Annotated in this window: 16 protein-coding genes and 4 pseudogenes; 15 read left to right on the top strand and 5 right to left on the bottom strand. The window is 34.1% G+C overall.

Annotated features, from left to right (window positions below; translation table 11 throughout):
* The first annotated feature begins 136 nt into the window (after positions 1-136).
* The 4 genes and pseudogenes from ptsP to WAX78_RS25215 all read left to right on the top strand — a co-directional run.
* Positions 137-1,873 (top strand): phosphoenolpyruvate--protein phosphotransferase, encoded by a 1,737-nt coding sequence (gene ptsP / locus WAX78_RS15820; protein ID WP_336481284.1) that lies wholly within the window; start codon positions 137-139, stop codon positions 1,871-1,873.
* A 355-nt stretch (positions 1,874-2,228) separates the two neighbouring features.
* A complete protein-coding gene (locus tag WAX78_RS15815; protein WP_336481283.1) occupies positions 2,229-2,363 on the top strand; it encodes a hypothetical protein in 135 nt (44 codons plus the stop codon).
* Positions 2,364-2,622: 259 nt separating this feature from the next.
* Positions 2,623-4,719 carry a sigma-54 interaction domain-containing protein gene (locus WAX78_RS15810; protein ID WP_336481282.1) on the top strand — a complete coding sequence of 699 codons (2,097 nt, stop codon included), beginning with the start codon at positions 2,623-2,625 and terminating at the stop codon, positions 4,717-4,719.
* A pseudogene (locus WAX78_RS25215) lies at positions 4,720-4,856 on the top strand (PhnA domain-containing protein); the annotation flags it as partial. It abuts the gene before it with no gap.
* Between the two features lie 335 nt (positions 4,857-5,191).
* Here WAX78_RS25215 and WAX78_RS15800 read toward each other — a convergent pair.
* On the bottom strand, positions 5,192-5,797 hold the full coding sequence (locus tag WAX78_RS15800) for a hypothetical protein (protein ID WP_336481280.1): 606 nt from the start codon (positions 5,795-5,797) through the stop codon (positions 5,192-5,194).
* 208 nt (positions 5,798-6,005) lie between these two features.
* Here WAX78_RS15800 and WAX78_RS15795 point away from each other — a divergent pair.
* The 5 genes and pseudogenes from WAX78_RS15795 to WAX78_RS25205 all read left to right on the top strand — a co-directional run bounded on the left by WAX78_RS15795 (position 6,006) and on the right by WAX78_RS25205 (position 10,484).
* A pseudogene (locus WAX78_RS15795) lies at positions 6,006-6,577 on the top strand (hypothetical protein).
* Between the two features lie 442 nt (positions 6,578-7,019).
* Positions 7,020-8,272: pseudogene (locus WAX78_RS15790) on the top strand (ATP-binding protein).
* A 505-nt stretch (positions 8,273-8,777) separates the two neighbouring features.
* Positions 8,778-9,353 carry a DinB family protein gene (locus WAX78_RS15785; RefSeq protein ID WP_336481279.1) on the top strand — a complete coding sequence of 192 codons (576 nt, stop codon included), beginning with the start codon at positions 8,778-8,780 and terminating at the stop codon, positions 9,351-9,353.
* Positions 9,354-9,506: 153 nt separating this feature from the next.
* Positions 9,507-9,947, top strand: a pseudogene (locus WAX78_RS25210) (PAS domain-containing protein); the annotation flags it as partial.
* 93 nt (positions 9,948-10,040) lie between these two features.
* A complete protein-coding gene (locus tag WAX78_RS25205; protein ID WP_413789170.1) occupies positions 10,041-10,484 on the top strand; it encodes a methyl-accepting chemotaxis protein in 444 nt (147 codons plus the stop codon).
* 223 nt (positions 10,485-10,707) lie between these two features.
* Here the strand turns inward: WAX78_RS25205 and WAX78_RS15775 are convergent, their stop codons facing one another.
* Positions 10,708-11,103: a hypothetical protein gene (locus WAX78_RS15775; RefSeq protein WP_336481277.1), complete on the bottom strand. Its 396-nt coding sequence runs from the start codon at positions 11,101-11,103 to the stop codon at positions 10,708-10,710.
* A gap of 730 nt (positions 11,104-11,833) precedes the next feature.
* Complete coding sequence (locus WAX78_RS15770; protein ID WP_336481276.1) at positions 11,834-13,183, bottom strand: APC family permease; 1,350 nt, start codon at positions 13,181-13,183, stop codon at positions 11,834-11,836.
* Positions 13,184-13,693: 510 nt separating this feature from the next.
* Between WAX78_RS15770 and ald the strand changes: the two genes are divergently transcribed.
* From ald to pepT, 4 genes are all read left to right on the top strand, one after another.
* Positions 13,694-14,806: an alanine dehydrogenase gene (ald, locus tag WAX78_RS15765; protein WP_336481275.1), complete on the top strand. Its 1,113-nt coding sequence runs from the start codon at positions 13,694-13,696 to the stop codon at positions 14,804-14,806.
* Positions 14,803-15,801 carry a bifunctional threonine ammonia-lyase/L-serine ammonia-lyase TdcB gene (tdcB, locus tag WAX78_RS15760; protein WP_336481273.1) on the top strand — a complete coding sequence of 333 codons (999 nt, stop codon included), beginning with the start codon at positions 14,803-14,805 and terminating at the stop codon, positions 15,799-15,801. Before ald ends, tdcB begins: the two co-directional genes overlap by 4 nt.
* Positions 15,802-16,137: 336 nt before the next feature.
* The gene (locus WAX78_RS15755; protein ID WP_336481272.1) at positions 16,138-16,857 is read left to right on the top strand and encodes a YebC/PmpR family DNA-binding transcriptional regulator; all 720 of its coding nucleotides are present in this window, start codon (positions 16,138-16,140) and stop codon (positions 16,855-16,857) included.
* Between the two features lie 146 nt (positions 16,858-17,003).
* Positions 17,004-18,236: a peptidase T gene (gene pepT / locus WAX78_RS15750; RefSeq protein ID WP_336481271.1), complete on the top strand. Its 1,233-nt coding sequence runs from the start codon at positions 17,004-17,006 to the stop codon at positions 18,234-18,236.
* Positions 18,237-18,310: 74 nt separating this feature from the next.
* On the opposite strand, the gene WAX78_RS15745 is transcribed toward pepT, so the two are convergent.
* Positions 18,311-18,826: a methylated-DNA--[protein]-cysteine S-methyltransferase gene (locus tag WAX78_RS15745; RefSeq protein ID WP_336481270.1), complete on the bottom strand. Its 516-nt coding sequence runs from the start codon at positions 18,824-18,826 to the stop codon at positions 18,311-18,313.
* A gap of 1 nt (position 18,827) precedes the next feature.
* Entirely contained in the window at positions 18,828-19,382 is a 555-nt protein-coding gene (locus tag WAX78_RS15740) for a bifunctional transcriptional activator/DNA repair enzyme AdaA (RefSeq protein ID WP_336481378.1), read from the bottom strand.
* Between the two features lie 344 nt (positions 19,383-19,726).
* Between WAX78_RS15740 and WAX78_RS15735 the strand changes: the two genes are divergently transcribed.
* On the top strand, positions 19,727-20,032 hold the full coding sequence (locus tag WAX78_RS15735; RefSeq protein ID WP_336481269.1) for a hypothetical protein: 306 nt from the start codon (positions 19,727-19,729) through the stop codon (positions 20,030-20,032).
* Positions 20,033-20,407: 375 nt separating this feature from the next.
* Positions 20,408-20,947: a DUF420 domain-containing protein gene (locus WAX78_RS15730; protein WP_336481268.1), complete on the top strand. Its 540-nt coding sequence runs from the start codon at positions 20,408-20,410 to the stop codon at positions 20,945-20,947.
* The last annotated feature ends 13 nt before the right edge of the window (positions 20,948-20,960 follow it).

Here is a 20,960-nt window from a genome sequence, read left to right as displayed (position 1 = left end):
GAACATGAAAAAAGTAACATTGTACATTTGCTTGGTGTAAATCCGTTTGAACAGCTGGACGTTGACGTACAAGAAAAATATAAAATTAAAATAAGTTTGAGCTAAAAAATAACATGAGAAAGGGGTTAATAAAACAATGTCCATCATAATTAAAGGGATTGCAGCTTCTTCAGGCATTGCTATTGCCAAAGCTTTTCGCTTAGAAAATCCAGAGTTAATTGTAGAAAAAATAGCAGTAACGAATACAGATCAGGAAGTAGAACGCTTTGAACAAGCGATCGAAACATCAAAATCAGAGCTTGAAGGAATAAAAGAGCATGCTCGTAAAGAACTTGGCGAAGATAAAGCAGAAATCTTTTCTGCCCACCTTCTCGTGTTGAGCGACCCGGAACTAATCAATCCAGTTAAGGACAAAATCAAACACGAGCAAGTCAATGCGGAGTTTGCTTTAAACGAAGTGGCCACTATGTTTGTGAACTTGTTTGAGACAATGGACAACGAATATATGAAAGAGCGCGCTACTGATATTCATGATGTGACAAAACGTGTGTTATCGCATCTTTTAGGTGTGACCATTGCCAATCCAAGCATGATTTCAGAAGAAGTAGTGATTGTCGCAGAAGACTTAACACCATCTGATACCGCCCAATTAAACCGCAAATATGTAAAAGGTTTTACAACGGATATAGGCGGACGTACATCGCATTCAGCGATTATGGCGTGTTCTATGGAAATTCCAGCAGTCGTTGGTACGAAGATGGTAACAAATGATATCGAAAACGGAGTATTAGTTATCGTCGACGGCTTAGAGGGCAAAGTAATCGTCAATCCAACAGAAGATGTTGTGAAGATATACGAAGATAAAAAAGCTGTTTACGAAGCCCAAAAAGCAGAGTGGGCCAAGCTTGTGAATGAGCCTACATTATCATCTGATGGACATCATGTGGAGATTTTTGCCAACATAGGTACTCCTGAGGATGTAAAAGGTGTCCTTGAAAATGGTGGTGAAGGAGTAGGTTTATACCGTACTGAATTTTTATACATGGGGCGCGATACACTTCCAACAGAAGAAGAACAATTTGAGGCTTACAAAACGGTATTAAAGCGAATGGAAGGTAAGCCGGTTGTTGTTCGTACACTGGATATCGGGGGCGACAAAGAGCTTCTATATTTAAATCTTCCAAAAGAAATGAATCCATTCTTAGGGTTCCGCGCGATTCGTTTATGTTTGGAAATGCAGGACATGTTCCGCGCACAACTTCGTGCGCTGTTGCGTGCAAGTGTGCACGGTAATTTAAAAATTATGTTCCCGATGATTGCTACACTCGATGAATTTCGTCAAGCAAAAGCAATTTTAATAGAGGAAAAAGAAAAACTTCAAGCTGAAGGCACAACCGTTTCCGAAAGTATTGAGGTAGGGATGATGGTGGAAATTCCATCTTCTGCTGTGATGGCTCACCTGTTTGCAAAAGAAGTTGATTTCTTTTCAATCGGAACAAATGATTTAATTCAATATACGCTGGCAGCAGACCGCATGAATGAGCGTGTTTCTTATCTGTACCAGCCATATAACCCGGCGATCCTTCGCTTAATCAAAAATGTCATTGATGCAGCACATAAAGAAGGAAAATGGGTAGGTATATGTGGTGAAATGGCTGGGGATGAAATCGCGATCCCTATTCTTCTTGGTTTAGGATTAGACGAATTTTCTATGAGTGCCACTTCTATTTTACGAGCAAGAAACCAAATTCTTAAGTTATCAAAAGCGGAAATAAACTTAGTTATTGAACAAATTTTAAATATGACAACATCTGAGGAAGTGGAGAGATTTGTAAAAGATATATTTATAAAACCAAAAAGTTTTTCTGTTTAATTTTATGCTTATCTGTAATATTTTAAAAACATTAATGACCATCATATTTCAGTCAGAGCAACTTCATAAATTTAGAAAGGTTCCTTGTTTATCGAGGAGCCTTTTCATTTCATTAACTTTGGAAAAACCAGGATGAAATATGTTGGATGTAATTGTTACCTTTAATACCGTATTAAATTTCTTATCATCTCGTTCGTAAAAGTACAACGTCTTGAATGTCTGTAAAAGTTTATTTTTAATTTACGAACGTTCATTACATCACGACTATGTTTGCGGACGGTTTTTGATTCGGATCAGTCCTGCTCCCTTTTGATCTAACATATGGATCTTAGAAAGGTGATCGGGAGGGGGGGGTATGAGAGGGTTCGGAGTCCATGGCGGTTTATTTTGTTTCGAGAATGTAACTTACGGACCAATAGAAGAGTTTTTGATCGTGCTAATTGGCCTTATCATCATTTACTTAAGCTATAAATTTATTTATAAAAGATAAATTGTATATTTATTTTTAATTTATATAATCGGTTAGAGGAAGTTAATCAAAATATAAAGTTGACTTTAACAGCCAGCTTTATACACTATTTGAACACCATACCTTTTCTAGATTGATAGTATCAGTATGTCCAAGATTTAGAGGTAAGTTTCAAGTTAGCTGAAATTTTTGCACCAGAACCGTTTTTTATTAGGTATAGTTTTAGGTTTGTGTTTAAGTTATTATTATTCTAAAAAAGGGATTTTAAGAGGAGAGAAAAATGGGGAGACCAAGTATTTTACTGCTAACAAGAGGGGAAAAGCTAGCACAAACCTTTGAGACTAACCTGAGAATGTTTTTCGGTACCAATATTCAGATTTATATCGTTCATGAGCACGGGGAGCTGGATAGCCAATTAGTGGATGAGTGTGAACTGATTCTAGTTTCCGCCGAAAGTATATTGGATCGTTTACCGAAACTAATCCATGAGCGGGCACTGTTTGCCAGAAGAACCGTTCATTTGCCAAAGCTCGAACAACTGATGGATTTAGCTCCGGGAACCCAATGTCTATTTGTCTCGAATAGTATGGACACGATTGTAGATGCCATCGAGCTTTTGAATCGTCTGGGATTTGATCATTTGCACTTTATTCCATATGTTCCGCAAACAGCGGAAATCCAGCCTGTACTTGAGGATATAGATGTGGCGATTACTCATGGATTAAAAGAACTTGTCCCGGAGACGATTGGTAAAGTGATTGATTTGGGCATACGCCCGATCGATTTGACAACGATTTATGATATTGCTCAACAATTGAATCTTCCTATAGAAAATGCGCATTTCTATACAGCGGAGTTTTTCCGTGATTTTGTCCGCCTTGGAAGAAATTTAGCCAATTCCGTAAACAATGAGAAGCGGTTAAATCAAAAGCTGGAATCCGTATTTAATGCTGTTCATGAAGGGATTATCAGTATGGATGAATGGGGATATATTACGGTTTTTAATGAAGAAGCGGAGAAAATCCTTAGCCTGTCTGCAGAGAATTGCCTTGGAAAGAGGTGCTGGGATATAATCCCTGAGTTTAACCTGAATCCGATTTTTCAGTCCCACGCGGAGGAATCCAATCAATTATTGGAGATACGGAACAAGGTTCTTCTGGTTACCAAAGTTCCCGTGATGATGGACGGGCATTTGATGGGTGTCGTTGTTACGTTTCAAGACGTCACGATTGTCCAACGAAATGAACAGGAAATCCGCAAAAATAGCAGTCGTCTGGGACTAACGACAAAATATTCTTTTGAAAATATTATCGGTGTAAGCGATTCTATCATTTCTGCGAAACAGGTTGCTGTCAGACTGGCAGAAAGTGATTTTACCGTATTAATCACAGGGGAAAACGGTACGGGCAAGGAAGTATTTGCCCAAGCAATTCATAGGTATTCCACCCGGCGTGATGGCCCATTCGTCCCGGTCAATTTTGCCGGTCTTACAGAAAGTTTGGCAGAAAGTGAATTGTTTGGATACGAAGAGGGCTCTTTCACAGGAGCTAAAAAAGGAGGGAAAATGGGTCTATTCGAATTGGCCCATAATGGAACCATTTTTCTGGATGAGATTGGAGATGCTCCTCTCAGTATTCAGGCAGCCTTGCTGCGTGTGCTCCAAGAGCGGCAGGTGATGCGAGTAGGAGGAAATCGCGTAATTCCCATTAATGTTAGGGTAATTGCTGCCACAAACCGAAATCTGAATAGTATGGTGTCGAAGGGTACTTTTCGGGAAGATTTGTACTATAGACTCAACGTTTTGCCGTTACATATCCCAAATCTTAGAGAAAGGCAAGAGGATCTTTTTATCCTCATTGACTATTTCCTTCATGATAATGGGAGAAAGCTACAATTTACACCTGAAGTAAAAAATGTTCTTTTAAACTACAGCTGGCCAGGTAATATTCGGGAGTTAGAAAATTTCATTAAGTATCTGATGGTAATCGTAGAAGGAGATATAGTGAAATTACAACATATTCCTGAACGTATATTGAATAGCAGCGTCATCTTGTCAACACCTTACAGTCCAATAGCCGAAGGGGAAACAATGGAGAGGGAGGACATCCTTCAATTCTTGTCACGCCATGGTTCCCTGATGGATTATGAGGATATATTGACGATCCTGTGGAATATCAGTAAACGGCAGGAGCGGGTGGGACGAACTGTTTTACGCTCATTGCTCTCCCGTCCTTTATCCGAAGCTCAAATTCGCAATAAGCTATCGATTCTCAAACGATGTGGGTGTGTCGCAGTGGGTGTCAAGAAGCAAGGTACAACGATTACTCCTATGGGAATACAGGTTTTACAAAGTATCAGAGAGAAAATAATGAATTGAAAAGGAAGTCCATTAGTTATAAAAATAGGTACAAAAGTAAAAATATACGTTTGGTTGAGAGAGATCATGATATTGATTGCAAAATTGATGGTATTGGAGCTATGCAATTAATATCTGAATTTGTTAAAAATGTATAAATGAGGTTAGGGTTTATTTGGTATGCAGATTTTTAGATAGTTGATATCAATTTTTTAGAAAACAGAAAAAATCTAGTTGAACAGAATTTTACTTAATTTTAAGTTGATGGGCATGTGGCGGTACTCCATGCTCATCAACTTAAGAATATTCACTACCTGATTGCTATCAACTTAAAAAATATTGATCCTCCAAACGAAAAAATGAGCTTAATTCTTATAAATTAACTGTAGAGAGAAAATTTCGTTTTCTGGGTGCTTCAAAATATTAGCTTGATGGCGATGAGGTAAAAGCGGCTTAGTTTGAAAAAACGATTATAGCTTCATAACTTTCTAAATTACACCTGTGTTTTAATTCCAGGTGATTTATAGATTCCGAAATCGGTAATATACATTTCATTTTGTTTTCCAGAAGTAACAACAATTGGTCTTTCTAAACCGCCACCACCTGTTGTAAAAGCAGCAAGCCCTGTTTTATTGATCGCAAATGTCATAATTACTCCCGTTTCAGGATTGATTCTAGATACACGATGACCTACTTTTCGTGCAGGTTTACCACCTGTCGTATTAGGTGCTTCACTTCCGAATTCAGCAATAAAAGCCTCTCCAACAGGCCCGAAAATAACACGATTGTTATGATGATCCCCAAAACTAAGTAGTCCTGAAATAATATCTTTCTTGGATCCATCTGGTTTTACAATAGTAATAAATCCTCGATGTGCAACATAGATGTTATCTTTGTAAAAAGTAATACCTGTAAGCGGAGGTTTAAACCCCTCAGCTATTACCTTTGTTCCAGTTGGGATAATCATTAACGCCTTGCCATTTCCTGAAGCAATTCCAGCATCTGCAATTAGTATTTCCCATTGATCTGTAAACGTTAAATTGAAGGGAGTTGTAAGGTTTTCAGCAAGCGCTTCGATTTTATATCCGGATGGAACCAAAATATCTTCGGTTTAATAATTCTTTTAATTGCATTAGCGCGATATAACGTATCCCCCTTAGAAAAGGCTTTTATTTTTAATTATTCATAGGGGAGTAGTCCTCATTCCAAGTGATCGAAAAGCATGACTAGTAGGTAATACTGCATAAAACATAAGGCAATGAATATTATAGGAAGTGGCAAATGGGATATTTTGAGGAGGGATTTCAATGAAACGGTTTGTTCGTTATTGGTGTAAACCGATAATAGAGACAGGTTCAAATTCTCTTCATGTACGAAAGATGGCACTTGCAACCCAGTTGGTAATCACAGCCTTATTGAGTACATTTGCTGCCATGTTTCAATCAGCAGGAGGCATTATGCCGGGGATAGGATTTCTGATTAGTTGTCTAGCAACATTACCCATTTTTTTAGCCACTTACTTTTCAATCCGTCAAGGAATCCTTTCTTATATCCTTACGATTTTCCTCTTATTTATTATCCAGCCGAGTGAACTGATTATCTTTCCCTTTACAACAGGTTTATTAGGAGTAGCGCTAAGTGTAGCTTTTTTACAATTGAAGAGGAGAATTGCGGTTGTTTTTTTTCAGCGGCATGTTTACTGGTGGGAATTATGATAAATCTGTACGTATTCCGTTTTCCGGTTTTAGGTCCTACGGTTGATACAACTATGGATCCAAAGGTTATTGCATTCATATTTATATTAAGTTTTCTTTACTGTTGGATCTTCGCAGAGCTTTGTAGAATGTTCATAAATAGGTTGTGTCAGGTGTTGTCTTAAATTTGGATGGGAATCTATTTAAACGAATAAGCATTGTAATAATCTAGAAAAGTTCTTTAAGAAATAAAGGGACTTTTCATTTACATAATTAATGCTATCAGTAGTTAATCTATGTAAAAATATAGAAAATAAAATTTTCTACAATTTAATACAAAAAACGACTAAAAAGATGAAATTTTCCGATTTTTTTGTTGCAATATGACGATTTTCATGTTAGTATAAAAGCAATCACACAATAGGTGGTGATATCTCTTAAAAATTAACAGAATATTCAAAAATTGTGTAATCGTGAGTCGTTATTGTTATTTGCTTTCTTCTTGTATTTCCCTTTAAAGAATGTTTTTTTGCCATCAACTCTAAATAAGCAGTAAAAAAGCACTTGAAAAAGTGCTTTTTTACCTTTTTTTCACTCTTTTTATAAAGAATTAGGGAGGGATAAAAGATGTGGATCTCTACACTACTATTAAATACATTCATTATTATAATTTGTATCCTTGGTTATCAAGTGTTTTGGTTAGACAAAACTGAAAAAAAAGCATGCAACAATATATTAATTTCTTTTCTTTCATCCATTGCAATTATTCTTTGTATGACCTTCCCGATCCATTTTCACGCTGGGTATATTTATGATCTGCGCTTTATTCCTATTCTTTTAGTTGTACTATATGGAAACACAGGAAGTCTAATTTTTATCAGCATTGTATATTTTTCATATAGATTTTACTTAGGTGGAACTGGTTTTTTTTCATCAGTTGTTATATACGGTATTATTATAATTACTATTACAATATTTCATAAGTTTTTCCTCATTCATTTCGAAAGAAAAAAATAGTATTCAACATACTACTTATTTTAATTTGTACCAGTTTTCTTTCAGTTTTTGCTGTAATAAACCAGATTGAAATAATTGGTAAAATAGAAGTTGATTTTATTAAATTATTAGCTAATTATATAATAATTAATATTTTCACAGGATTATTATCTATTTATTTAGTAGAAGGAATGATAGAAAAATTTAAGATGAAAGAAAAAATTCAAAGAGCAGAGAAATTTTGTCTAATTAGCGAATTGGCCGCATCTATTGCACATGAAATCTATAATCCAATCACTACTGTATACGGATTCACTCAATTATTTCATAAAAATGAACTCTCAAAAGCATCTCAAAATAACTACTTGGAAATTATGTTAGTTGAACTGGAAAAAGTACAATTCATTATTAATAATTATTTATCTTTAACAAAACCGCAAAACATAGTAAGCGAATCAATACATATTAAGCAACTTTTTCATCAAGTAAAAAATATTATTTTACCACTTGCACTTTCACACAATGTTGAAATAAAAAGCGATATCGAAAATTCTCTATATATAAATTCCGATCCAGAAAAACTAAAACAATGTTTAATCAACATTGCACAAAACGGAATTGAAGCTATGCAAAATGGTGGAGTATTACAAATTAATATACAAAAAATAAAAAATAATATTGTAATTGATATTATTGATTCAGGAATAGGAATGTCTTCTCAAGAAATGAAAAGAATTGCAATGCCATTTTATTCAACTAAAGAAAAAGGAACCGGACTTGGCACTATGATCGCTTATAGCATCATTAAAGAATTAAACGGAGATATAGAAATAAAGAGTAAAAAAGGAAAAGGAACACATTTTTCTATCATTATACCTTGCTAATACAAAAGTAAGTTTATGAAATGTTACCAATTCATATTTTTGTTTTATAATGTAGAGTAGAGAAACAATCTAAATAGCATAGAAAATCGAGTGTGAAATCGCATAGATTTTATACTCGATTTTTATATTTTTATAAGGATTTATTGCATTTCAACTATTAAAATAGCATTCGAAATAGTATTGCTTTTAACACGCTAACAATTTCTGTTGTCTTATTTACATTTAATATGTAATTTAGGTTGTTAATTTAAATATTAAGAATAAAAGATGACGAGGATTAGGGAAATTATGTTAAAATATTCATAAGATTATGAAGACGCGTATTCAACAAACGGGCAGGATTGTTGAGTTAAGTAGTATCGGTTATTGATATAAGTGTATATGAAAAGAGTACATGTAGCATATGTACTTTTCATTGATAAAAATAACGAAAAAATAAGAAAATTTCTGTTTAGAAAGATTTCACTGGAGTAATCCTTATGAAATAAAGTGGGGGAGTTAATAGATGAAATCTGAAAGTATGACACACCATTTCCAAACATTAAGACAGCAGCGGCATTGTTTTTTTCAAAAAGTACAATTTATTTCAAATGATAAACTATGGGATCAAAAAGAAGGAAAATGGTCTATTGGTGAGCATATTTATCATCTATATTTAATTTTAAGAATGGTTAAAGTTGCAACAAGATTTTCTTTTGTTCTTATTCCGTATGCAAAAATGAGAAGAAAGAAAGCATTTGCCAGCCAAATACATGATATTTATGCAGAATATAAAGAGAAGCATGGAAGAGGGATGAAAGCGCCTTTCATTTTAGTGCCACCGAAAAAAGTGATTCATACTATGGACAAAGAAGAGTTAAAGAGATTGCTGTTAAATGAAACGGATAAATTGAGAGAGTTAGTTATAAATATTGAAGAAGAGATTGCTGGACATATTGTGTTTTTTGATCCAATGGCCAACTATCCTAACTTAATTCAGGCTATTCAACTTTTAGCGATACATGAAGAGCATCATTATAAAATTATTGAAAGCTATTATAGTGACATAATGAAAGAGTTTGCTACTGAAGGTGCAAGGTAGAAGATATCTTTAGTACTGATATTTGAAAAGGAAAAGGTTATAGTTTATCTTGCTGGAGAACGATGAGACAGAAATACATTTTAGTTGAATTCTTAAATTGATTGGCATGGGGGATTTGTAGACAGTATTATATTTTTTTGATATAACGATTATATGAGGGGCGTAATGAGGCTTATGGCTAAAAGAGAAAGGGGTTATATTATGAATGATATAAATGATAGACAGGATTTATCCACTGATGAGGCATCAGATCGCTTAGTTATGAAAGCTATGGAGCGAAACCTTGCGATTATTCGCTTTAACGTTAATCGCCGAGTTGCTTATGTTAACGATCTTTTTGCAAGAACGATGGGATACTTGCCAACTGAAATGGTTGGAAAATTGCATAAAGAATTTTGCTTCCCTGAGTTTACTAACAGTCCTAGTTATGAAGAATTTTGGAATGATTTGTTAAACGGAAAAAGTTATCAAGATAAAATTGAACGTATGGATGCAGCAGGAAATCGAATTTGGTTGGAAGCTACATATATGCCTATTTTTAAGGATGATGGGAAAACAGTGGTGGGGATTTCGAAAATTGCTACAAATATAACGAAAAGACAAAATAGTATTTTACGTACAGCTAATGAAGTCCAAGTTTTATCGGAAACACTTTCTCAAAAATCTGAAGTTGGAAAAGAGAGAAGTTTGGCTCTGTTGAGTAAGATTCAGCAAATTAATCATGAATCTGATGAAAACGTAACGAATTTATCTCAACTTCATGAACAAGCAAATTTAATATCAGGAATCGTTAAAACTATTCAAGATATTGCAGCACAAACAAATATGTTGGCTTTAAATGCAGCAATTGAGGCAGCGCGTGCAGGAGAGTATGGTAGAGGATTCGATGTTGTCGCTAAGGAAGTACGAAGTCTTTCTGATAAAGTTTCACTTTCCATTAGTGAGGTTAAAAACACTGTTGAAGGCATTACATTAGAAATTAATCGAATGTCAAAACGTATCGAAGCTGTTTCGTTAAGTGTGAAAGAAGGAAAAATGCTACTTGATGAAACAGTTAATGAATTTGAATCTATCTCTGAATCGGCAAGTGCTCTAGATCGACAGGCTAAGCAATTCGTAGAAATTTTATAATGGATTTTAATTTGATAAGTAATTGAGCTAAGATTTATTTTGTGGCAATGATGATATTTAAAATAGTTGATTTAGCTGTACGAAAAAAATGTAATCCTAACACCCAATTAGTATTATCTCTATCTATATAAAATAAGCTGAATTTTCTATTTTAAGTAAAATTCAGCTATTATCTCAAACTGGAGTAGGGCACTACTGCCTAATTTAAGTTGTTTTATATGGTTCATATAAATCCCGAAATCTTTTTTTTCTTTTCGATTAATGTAACTTCTTCTGTTCTCACATATTTTTCGAATTTTTCTCCGACATGTGAGTGCATTCCAAATTCACGCCCTATTTTAGAATCAATGGAATATAGTAATACGGTTCCTTCTTCTTCATTTACCCTTATTATTTGAAATTCAATTCCTTTATACTGTGCAAATGGTACAACATCATATGCTGTTTCTAAATCGGTTGTTTTTACTTTTTTATAGTATAAATCTGAATTTAGTTTAAAAGGAAGAAACCCATTCTCGACATCTTGTTTATCTTTAGAAATTAATTTTAAGTGACCACCCATTTTAATAATTCTATATTCTTTCCCTTTGTAAATTGCATATTTGTTATGTCTACTCATTATTCATTCTACTCCTCTCTTTTTTAGGTCTAGCTAAGTTAAATATTTCTAAGGATTATTTTCTATTCGTGCACTGTTTATACAATGTTTAAGCATTCAGAACACTGTTATCTTTGAATGGATATTGATTTTCATATATAAATTAGTTTTTTAGTATTCAGAATCTCTATTGTTTATTTGAATTTCTATGAGGCTATTATGGAATGTAAAACTGAGATGAACCTGAATTGAAACTGAAAATTAGCTGAAAATGAAGTGGCGTATTTTGGGATTAAACTAAAATGTATTGAGGAGGGACTTTACAAACTTTCAGATTTCATTCAGACCAATTTAATATTTTTATAAGAATAAAAAATAAGATGTAGTGCATGTTTTGGTTCAAATATTAGCGATATCTGTCCTCATCAAATTAAAAAATTCTTTGTTCTCTAAACGAAAAAACGAACTAGATTCTTATAGGTAACCGAAACAGGAGTAAACTCATAATTTAGAGGTATTTTAAAATGTTAAGTTGATGGGTATCGGATAACGTGTCATTATCATGGAATGATAGCTATATTAAATAGGAGTTTATATTATTTGCATAGGTGGGGGATTTTTTATAAAAAAAATTAACTGTATATACAAAAAAGAAACGTGTATTAGATCCATCATCTATTTAGAGTAAGAATCTAATACACGTCTGCACTATAAGAAACAATTGATATAATAGTGAACGATTGAGTTATTACTAATTATTATTTTTAATTTGAACATGTTTATTCCGCATTGCAAAGTAAATAGGAAGACCTAAAGCAGTTAAGCCGATACCACATAATGCTAGCAACGTTTGTGTGAAAAGTGTATTAATAACGATAAATGATCCGCCTATAATAGATATCATTGGTATAATAGGGTATAGAGGTACTTTGTAAGGACGCACAAGTTCCGGTTCTCTTTTACGTAAAATGAATACTGCTACAAAAGTCATTGTGTAGAATATCCATATAACAAATACTAACATATCTGTTAAAGTATTGAATCCACCGATAACCATCATTATAATAGAAACAAATAAGATAAATAATCCAGAATTATAAGGGATTCGACTATTTTTAGATAATGTCGCAAACCATTTACTAAAAGGTAGTTTGTTTTCTAATGCCATTGCATAAGGGATACGCATTCCTGTCATGATATATCCATTGATTGTTCCAAATACGGAAATTAAAATACCGATTGTAACTAATTTTCCTCCCATTGCTCCAAACAGAATTGTCGCTACTTCAGATGCAGGTGTATCAGTTCCTGCAAGTGCTGTTGCAGACATAACCATAAGGAAAGCAATATTAATAAGTAAGTAAACAACCATAACAGTAGATAATCCGATTACGATTGCTTTAGGTAAATCTTTTTTAGGATTTTTCATTTCTCCAGCGATATTTCCTACATGAATCCATCCATCATAAGCAAACATTGTTGCAAGTAAGCCAGATCCAAGTGCAGATATAAGTGATTTACCTGGTCCTGCTTCAACTGGAAATAGTTGTAGAGTTACGTCACCTTTGTGGAATAATCCAAAAATAATAAGTAATGCTAAAGGCAGTAGTTTACATATAGTCGAGACAGTTTGAATTCCTCCGGCTGCTTTCGCGCCTAAGAAGTTCATCAAGGTTACGAATGTTGCGGTAACAACAGCAATTCCAATAATCATCATTTTATGTTCATTTGCATTTAATCCAAATAAACTAACTGCTTGTGTTCCAAAAATAATAGCAAGTGCTGCAATATTAGCTGGGAAGTAAATGACTGTTTGTGCCCAGCCTAGTAGGAAAGCAGTTAAGTTTCCATAAGTACGCTTTAAATATGCCATCATTCCACCAGTTTCAGGAATAGCTGCCGATAATTCAGCAGCAGTTAAACCTGCGCAAACAGTTAGTATTCCACCTATTACCCATGCAAGTAATCCTAAACTCGCTGTTCCGGTTGCACCGTATAAGGCAGTAGGCTTAAAAAATACACCTGCCCCAATAACGGTACCAATAACAGTGGTTAATGCTGCAAAGAAGCCGATTTCTTTTTTTAGTTGTTCTTGTGACATAATAATCACTCCTGTTTGGAAAAATACATGCAGTCTCTGATGAATTCATTTTTATTTCAATTTTAAATAGTATATCCTCTCATTTTTTTAATAGTGCTTTATATTGATAAAATTTAATTTTATTTGTGATATAATTCACAAGTTTGCGGAAAATACTATAAAGTATTTCTACGTTCGTATGTGAAAAAAATCACAAAAGTAAGTAAAAAAATAAAATTGCATTTCATTTGAATTCATAAGAGATGTTACTCGTGACAAAGTCTAGCACAAGCTGAAAACGGATTCAATGCTTATTTGAATGAAAAAAAGTTATTTCGAAATAAATAAAAACATTTTGTGAACTATTTCACAAAATGTTGACTCATCATTTTTCTGAGTGCTATCTTGTAGGTGTAAACAGGCGATTCAGACAAATGAGGAAATATAGAAACGTTTAATATATTCCGCAATTTTATTTGGATCGTATAACAAATAATGTAATGAATATTACATTTAAAAGGATGTGTCAACATGAAAATAGGCGTAGTTAAAGAGATTAAAAAAGGTGAAGCACGTGTTGGGATGACACCAGAAAATGCCCAGAAATTAATTAAAGCTGGACATGAAGTTTTAGTAGAAAAAGATGCTGGTGTGGGATCAGGTTATACAAATGAAGAATATACGAATGCAGGTGCTACTTTAGTAAATCAAGAGCAAGCTTGGGATGTTGATATGGTAGTAAAAGTAAAAGAACCTTTAGCGGAAGAATATAAATATTTTAAGAAAGATTTAATTGTTTGGGGATTTTTACATCTAGCAGCTTCAAAAGAGTGTGTTGAAGCGATGACAAAAGCGGGAACAACCGCTATTGCTGGAGAAACAATTAGTGAAAATGGAGTTTTAACGTTATTAAAACCGATGAGTGCAATTGCTGGGCGCCGGGCAGTATTTATGGGAGCTTATTATTTAGAAAAACAACATCAAGGAGAAGGTATTTTATTATCAGGAATAGATGGTATTCCCGCTGGTAATGTTGTCATTTTGGGCGGCGGCAATGCGGCAATTAATGCTTGTGATATGGCTGTTGGAATTGGTTGCCATGTAACGATTTTAGAGTTAAACAAAACACAAATTACTTATTTACAAGAAAAATATGCAAATGCTCCAGTTGAAATTATGGAATCTAATACTGAAAACTTAGAGAAAACAATTAAAAATGCAGACCTATTCATTTCAACCATTTTAATTCCGGGTTCTAGACCACCAAAAATTGTGAAAGAGTATATGGTTCAGTCTATGAAACCAGGAAGTGTTATCGTTGATATTGCAATCGATCAAGGCGGGACGGTTGAAACGATTGATCACTATACAACACATAATGATCCTATATTTATTAAGCATGATGTCATCCATTATGCTGTACCAAATATGCCTGGAGCGACACCGCGTACTTCTACTATGGCGTTAGCGAATGGAAACATCGATTATTTATTAGCGATTGCTAACGATGGTTTAGAAGAGACTCTACAAAATAAACCGGCATTAGTACACGGTATCAATATTTATAAAGGAACCATTACCTATGAAAATTTAGGAACAACGTTAGGATTAGATTATAAACAATTGAAAGAGGTGTTAGTATGATTACTGAAACCTTGCCACTAAACATTGTTGATATAAAAAAAGCCAAACAAGTTCTTGATAGAAATGCTCGCAAAACACCGCTTGTTAAATCGTTTTATTTAACAAGCAAAACAGGCGGGGAGATATACTTAAAATTAGAAAATATGCAATTAACAGGATCGTTTAAATTTCGCGGGGCATTTAATAAAATTTCTAATTTAACAGATGAGGAAAAAGCTCGCGGAGTTATTGCTTGTTCAGCTGGAAACCATGCACAAGGTGTTGCATTATCTTCACATTTACTTGGAATTAAAAGTAAAATTGTGATGCCAACTTCTGCTCCAAAAGCAAAAGTTGAAGCAACGAAAGGATATGGTTCAGAAGTTATTTTATATGGTGATACGTTTGATGATGCAAAAGCAAAATGTGAAGAAATTATAAAAGAAACGGGAGAAACATATTTACATCCATATGATGATGTAGAAGTAATGGCAGGTCAAGGAACAATTGGCTTAGACATTCTTGATGATATGTGGGATGTTGATACAGTACTTGTACCGATTGGCGGTGGTGGAATTATTGCTGGAATCGCGGTAGCACTTAAATCCTTTAATCCGTCTATCAACATTATTGGCGTCCAAGCTGATAATGTACATGGAATGAAAGCCTCGTATGATAAAGGTGAAATCGTAGAGCATTATGAAGCACCTACTATCGCTGATGGATGCGCAGTAAAAATTCCAGGAACTTTAACTTTTGAAATTGTGAAAGAGTTAGTAGATGACATTGTAACTGTATCAGAAGATGAATTAGAAGTAGCTATGAAAGATTTATTACAACGTGGAAAAGCTGTTGTAGAAGGCGCAGGAGCATTAGCGACAGCTGCTCTTCTTGCAGGTAAAGTTGATCCATATATAAAAGGGAAAAAAGTAGCAGCAATTATTTCTGGTGGAAATGTTGATTTAACTCGTATTTCTAGTGTATGTGAGCATTTCTTTGGGAATGAAGTAAAATAAAAAATGAAACTAAGCGATAGACTTATAGAATAGAAGAAGAGCTAAGAGAGAACCTCTTAGCTCTTCTTCGTAAAAGGGGGCACCAATAGTAATTGTAATAGTTCAATATTTTTACAATAACGGATGAGAACTATTTGTCTTTTTTTGATTATTAAACTTGTAATGAGGTATAATACAATATGGTAAATAAATACGACTTCTTCAATGCATATTGTTTGTCGGTAATGTGAAAAATAACGAACTTTTTATATTTAGTTTGAAAAAGTGTTGAAGAAGTAGCATATTTCATATTACTATTTTTATGTAGATTCAAAGCTGAAAGAGAGTGAAAGAAGTATGGGCCGTAAATGGAATAATATCAAAGACAAGAAAGCGTCAAAAGATGCAAATACAAGCCGTATCTATGCGAAATTTGGACGTGAAATTTATGTAGCAGCAAAACAAGGGGAGCCAGATCCAGAATCTAACCAGACTTTAAGAGTTGTACTTGAGCGTGCAAAAACGTATAGCGTACCAAAAACAATTATTGACCGTGCAATTGAAAAAGCAAAAGGTGGTTCAGAAGAAAGCTATGACGAACTTCGTTATGAAGGCTTCGGACCAAATGGATCAATGGTAATTGTAGATACATTAACAAATAACGTAAATCGTACTGCAGCAGATGTACGTGCTGCATTTAGTAAGAACGCTGGTAACATGGGCGTAAACGGATCTGTAGCATATATGTTTGATGCAACAGCTGTAATTGGTCTTGAAGGTAAAACAGCAGATGAAGCACTTGAAATCTTAATGGAAGCAGATGTAGATGTGCGTGATATTTTAGAAGAAGAGGAATCTGTTATCGTTTATGCGGAGCCAGACCAGTTTCATGCAGTGCAAGAGGCATTCAAAAATGCTGGTATAACTGAATTTACAGTTGCAGAACTAACAATGCTTGCACAAAGTGAAGTAACACTTCCAGAAGATGCACAAGTGAAATTTGAAAAAATGATTGATGCATTAGAAGATTTAGAAGATGTTCAACAAGTGTACCACAATGTTGATTTAGGTGAATAATATAGGAAAGCAGACCTTTGTTTTATAACAAAGGTCTGCTTTTTTGATTGTTCATTGAAATGTAAAAGATAAAGTCAAAAGAAATAAAAAAATTTGTAATAAAGGCTTATAATAAATAAAGATGGATAAAAAAGGAGTGTAGTAGAATGAAACAGGAAATTATAGAGCGCTTTACAAGATATGTTCAGGTGGATACACAATCTGATGCAGAAAGCCATACTGTACCATCAACACCTGGCCAAATTGAGTTTGCAAAACAACTAGTAGAAGAGCTGAAGTCGATTGGATTACCAGAAGTAACGATGGATGAGAATGGCTACGTAATGGCAACGCTTCCTGCTAATACGGACAAGCAGGTTCCTGTAATCGGTTTTTTAGCTCATTTAGATACAGCTACAGATTTTACAGGGAAAAATGTTAAGCCACAAATTCATGAAAATTTTGATGGTAAGGCAATTACGTTAAATAAGGAACTTGGTGTTGTTTTAACACCAGAATTATTCCCAGAGCTTCCATCTTATAAAGGGCATACATTAATTACAACTGATGGAACAACACTTCTTGGTGCAGATGACAAAGCGGGAATTACAGAGATTATGACGGCAATGAATTATTTATTACATAACCCACAAATTAAACACGGGAAAATTAGAGTGGCATTTACGCCTGATGAAGAGATTGGTCGTGGTCCATCTCACTTTGATGTGGAGGCTTTCGGAGCTGCATTTGCTTATACAATGGATGGAGGTCCACTAGGTGGATTAGAATATGAAAGCTTTAACGCTGCTGGTGCTAAGCTAATTTTTAAAGGGAATAGCACTCATCCTGGTACAGCTAAAAATAAAATGGTCAATGCAACGAAATTGGCAATGGAATTCCATGGACAACTACCAGTAGAAGAAGCGCCAGAGCATACAGAGGGATATGAAGGCTTCTACCATCTTATTTCTCTAAATGGTGATGTTGAGCGAAGCCAATCTAACTATATTATTCGTGATTTTGACCGCGCTCATTTTAATATTAGAAAAGAGAATATAACAGCTATTACAAAACAGATGCAAGAGAAGTATGGTGAGGAAAATATCATTCTTGAGATGAATGATCAGTATTACAATATGCTTGAAAAAATTGAACCAGTGAAGGAAATTGTTGATATTGCTTATGAAGCAATGAAAAATCTAGATATCGAGCCGAATATTCAACCAATTCGCGGTGGAACTGACGGCTCCCAATTGTCATATATGGGCCTGCCGACACCAAATATTTTTACAGGCGGAGAAAATTACCACGGTAAATTTGAATATATTTCTGTAGATAATATGGAAAAAGCTGTTCAAGTTATTATCGAAATCGCACGATTATTTGAAGAGAAAGCTTAAAAGAAATAAACCCGGATAGTAATGCTTCTATTCGGGTTTATTTTTCATATAATCTAGGTGTTCTATTGATATTTTTATTGTTTTTCAAGCGTTAGCAGTTGCTTCTTCATTTCTAAGCCACCTCTAAATCCAGTTAATTTTCCATTTTTTCCAATGACGCGGTGACAAGGAATTACAATTAAAACGGGATTAGTTCCGATTGCGGTACCTACTGCACGTACTGACTTTGGTTTTTGGATTAACTCTGCAATATTTGAATATGAATAAGTTTGTCCATAAGGAATGTCACATAATGCATTCCAAACTGTTAATTGGAATGGTGTTCCGGTGATATGAACAGGACATGAAAAAGTCGTACGTTGTCTTTTCAAATACTCTATTAATTCATCAACATATGGTTGTAATTTTTGTTCATTTTGTACCAAGGTATATTGCGGTAATCGTTTTTTAGCCCAATTTGATAATCCTTCAAAAGCTTGATTTTTGGATCCTACATAACATAGTCCTTTGGATGTAGCAGCAATATACATACTCCATTTTTCGTAAGTGAATAATGTCCAATAGATTGTTTGATTTGTTTTTGATGCCATTTTATCTTACCTCTTTTGTGCGATTCATTTTTCGATAATCTGTAGGAGTATATCCTGTTTTCTTTTTAAATAGGGTTGTAAAATGTGCGGTATTCGGTATACCTACAGCCAAACTAATTTCCATAATTGTATGATTCGTATTAGTAAGGTATTGCATAGCTATGGAAATACGTGTTTGTTGTATATATTCAATTGGGGCTATTCCTTTAATCCTCTTAAATGTGCGCTGTAAATGATAAGGGCTACCGTGACACATATTTGCTAGTCTTGCAAGCGTTAATGTTTCGGAGTAATGGTTATCAATGTATTCCGTAATTTGCTCTATCCAGTCTTCTTCAGGTAATTTTAGGCCATTTGGCTTACATCGTTTACAAGGGCGAAATTTTTCTGAGAGAGCTTGTTGTGCATTGAGAAAGATTCGTACATTGTTTCTATTAGGAGTTCGAGATTTACATGACGGGCGGCAAAAAATACCTGTTGTTTTTACAGCGTAATAAAATGTATCATCATACGATGAATCATTGTGTACAATTGCTTGCCATCTTTCATCTGTCATAAAATCTTGATACTTAGGTGTTTCTTTTTTGATCTTTTCATGGCGTGTTGGTCTTTCGCTTTTCATATAACCACCTCTGAAATCAGTATATCCTGAATAGAGTGCGTATGTACGGATTTATGAATGTAAGAGCAAGATTACAAAGATGAAAATATAAAATTTTATGTGATGAGGGAAGTAAAGGAAATGAAGGAAATGAATTTCTATATTGGCTAAGTTGAGATCAAGCAATAAGGGGAATGCCATTATATGTAATCCCTATTGTCATAGTGAATATAAAATATTTTTCTTGACTTTTTATACGAACACGAGGAAAATAGGGAAAAAGGAAGGGAGGGGTAACGTTGGAGGAATATGTGCTAGATGTATATAATTTTTTGAGTACAACTGATTGGGAAGATATCATTTCAATCGTAAGTATTTTATTGTGTATTCAATTCGTGTTTTTATATGCGCAAATGAATGGCGCTGAGTTTTCTTTAACGTCCCCATCCGACGTACAAGGGAAAATATCGTTAAAGCAGACAAATATAAAACATGTATATTTCCCTTTAAACATTATTTTCTTTATCCGTTATATTACTGCTGTTGTAAAGAAAAAAGAAGGAGACGACCACTGTAATCCGATTTGTCATTTAGATTTTAAATAAATGATACAAGGAGGAGATTCGTATGTGGATTCGTTTCTTATTAATTGGATTCTTTTCATTAACAGCAATGTCTCTTATAACTTTTCAATTAGCTGAGATTTTTCAAGCGTATACTGATATGTTTTTAAATAAAAACTAAAATGGACGTTACAGTTTGAAATATTTAATGTGAAACGGTACAATCCTTCTTAAGTGGTAAAAAACTTAAGGAGGATTTTCTATTTTTATCCCGCTATTCGTGGGCAGTAAGCACCCCGCTGATGAAAGTTTCACTTTATATAATTATTTCAAACATTTGTCACATTTACACTGTTGATAATATGTTAAAATAATGAAGCTACTATATACTTTAAGAAGAATGAGGGAGTGAACAATTTGACTGATCGTTCTGTTAAACAGAAGAGCTATGCTCCTGTTGTAATAACGCTTTCTGTGGTCGTCAATGCAATTATTTTGTTCTTATTTTTTGGACCGGTTGGTTACAAAGGAGAAGTACATTTTGATGTAAAAATTTTGCCGATGTTAAATGCGATTTTTAATAGTTTTACATTTGTGTTTTTAATCGCAGCATTGTTTTCAATTATTAAAAAGAATGTGAATCTACATAGGGGATTTATTCTTGCAGCATTTACAACTACATTGTTATTTTGTGTTTCGTATTTAACGTATCATTATTTAGCACCAGCAACGCACTTTGGCGGAGAAGGAATCATTAAATATGTATATTTCTTTATTTTAATTACACATATTTTCCTTGCCGCTATTATTGTACCGCTTGCATTATTTTCTTTAGTATTCGGATTTACAAACCAACTGACTCGTCATCGTAAAATTGTACGTTGGACAATGCCAATTTGGTTATATGTAAGTCTTTCAGGTGTTATTGTATACTTAATGATTTCACCTTATTATTAAAAAGAGTCTCAGT

This window comes from Bacillus yunxiaonensis, from assembly GCF_037104695.1.
Taxonomy (GTDB): domain Bacteria; phylum Bacillota; class Bacilli; order Bacillales; family Bacillaceae_G; genus Bacillus_A; species Bacillus_A yunxiaonensis.
The sequence above is the reverse complement of the archived record's forward strand: the minus strand, read 5'-3'. Positions and strand labels throughout refer to the sequence as shown.

Excerpts from the sequence above, each read along its gene's own strand:
- WAX78_RS15755 (WP_336481272.1), top strand. The coding sequence starts at position 16,138 with ATGGGCCGTAAATGGAATAATATCAAAGACAAGAAAGCGTCAAAAGAT.
- pepT (WP_336481271.1), top strand. The coding sequence starts at position 17,004 with ATGAAACAGGAAATTATAGAGCGCTTTACAAGATATGTTCAGGTGGAT.
- ald (WP_336481275.1), top strand. The coding sequence starts at position 13,694 with ATGAAAATAGGCGTAGTTAAAGAGATTAAAAAAGGTGAAGCACGTGTT.
- WAX78_RS15785 (WP_336481279.1), top strand. The coding sequence starts at position 8,778 with ATGAAATCTGAAAGTATGACACACCATTTCCAAACATTAAGACAGCAG.
- WAX78_RS15745 (WP_336481270.1), bottom strand. The coding sequence starts at position 18,826 with ATGGCATCAAAAACAAATCAAACAATCTATTGGACATTATTCACTTAC.
- WAX78_RS15815 (WP_336481283.1), top strand. The coding sequence starts at position 2,229 with ATGAGAGGGTTCGGAGTCCATGGCGGTTTATTTTGTTTCGAGAATGTA.
- WAX78_RS15810 (WP_336481282.1), top strand. The coding sequence starts at position 2,623 with ATGGGGAGACCAAGTATTTTACTGCTAACAAGAGGGGAAAAGCTAGCA.
- WAX78_RS15775 (WP_336481277.1), bottom strand. The coding sequence starts at position 11,103 with ATGAGTAGACATAACAAATATGCAATTTACAAAGGGAAAGAATATAGA.
- WAX78_RS15740 (WP_336481378.1), bottom strand. The coding sequence starts at position 19,382 with ATGACAGATGAAAGATGGCAAGCAATTGTACACAATGATTCATCGTAT.
- ptsP (WP_336481284.1), top strand. The coding sequence starts at position 137 with ATGTCCATCATAATTAAAGGGATTGCAGCTTCTTCAGGCATTGCTATT.
- WAX78_RS15770 (WP_336481276.1), bottom strand. The coding sequence starts at position 13,183 with ATGTCACAAGAACAACTAAAAAAAGAAATCGGCTTCTTTGCAGCATTA.
- tdcB (WP_336481273.1), top strand. The coding sequence starts at position 14,803 with ATGATTACTGAAACCTTGCCACTAAACATTGTTGATATAAAAAAAGCC.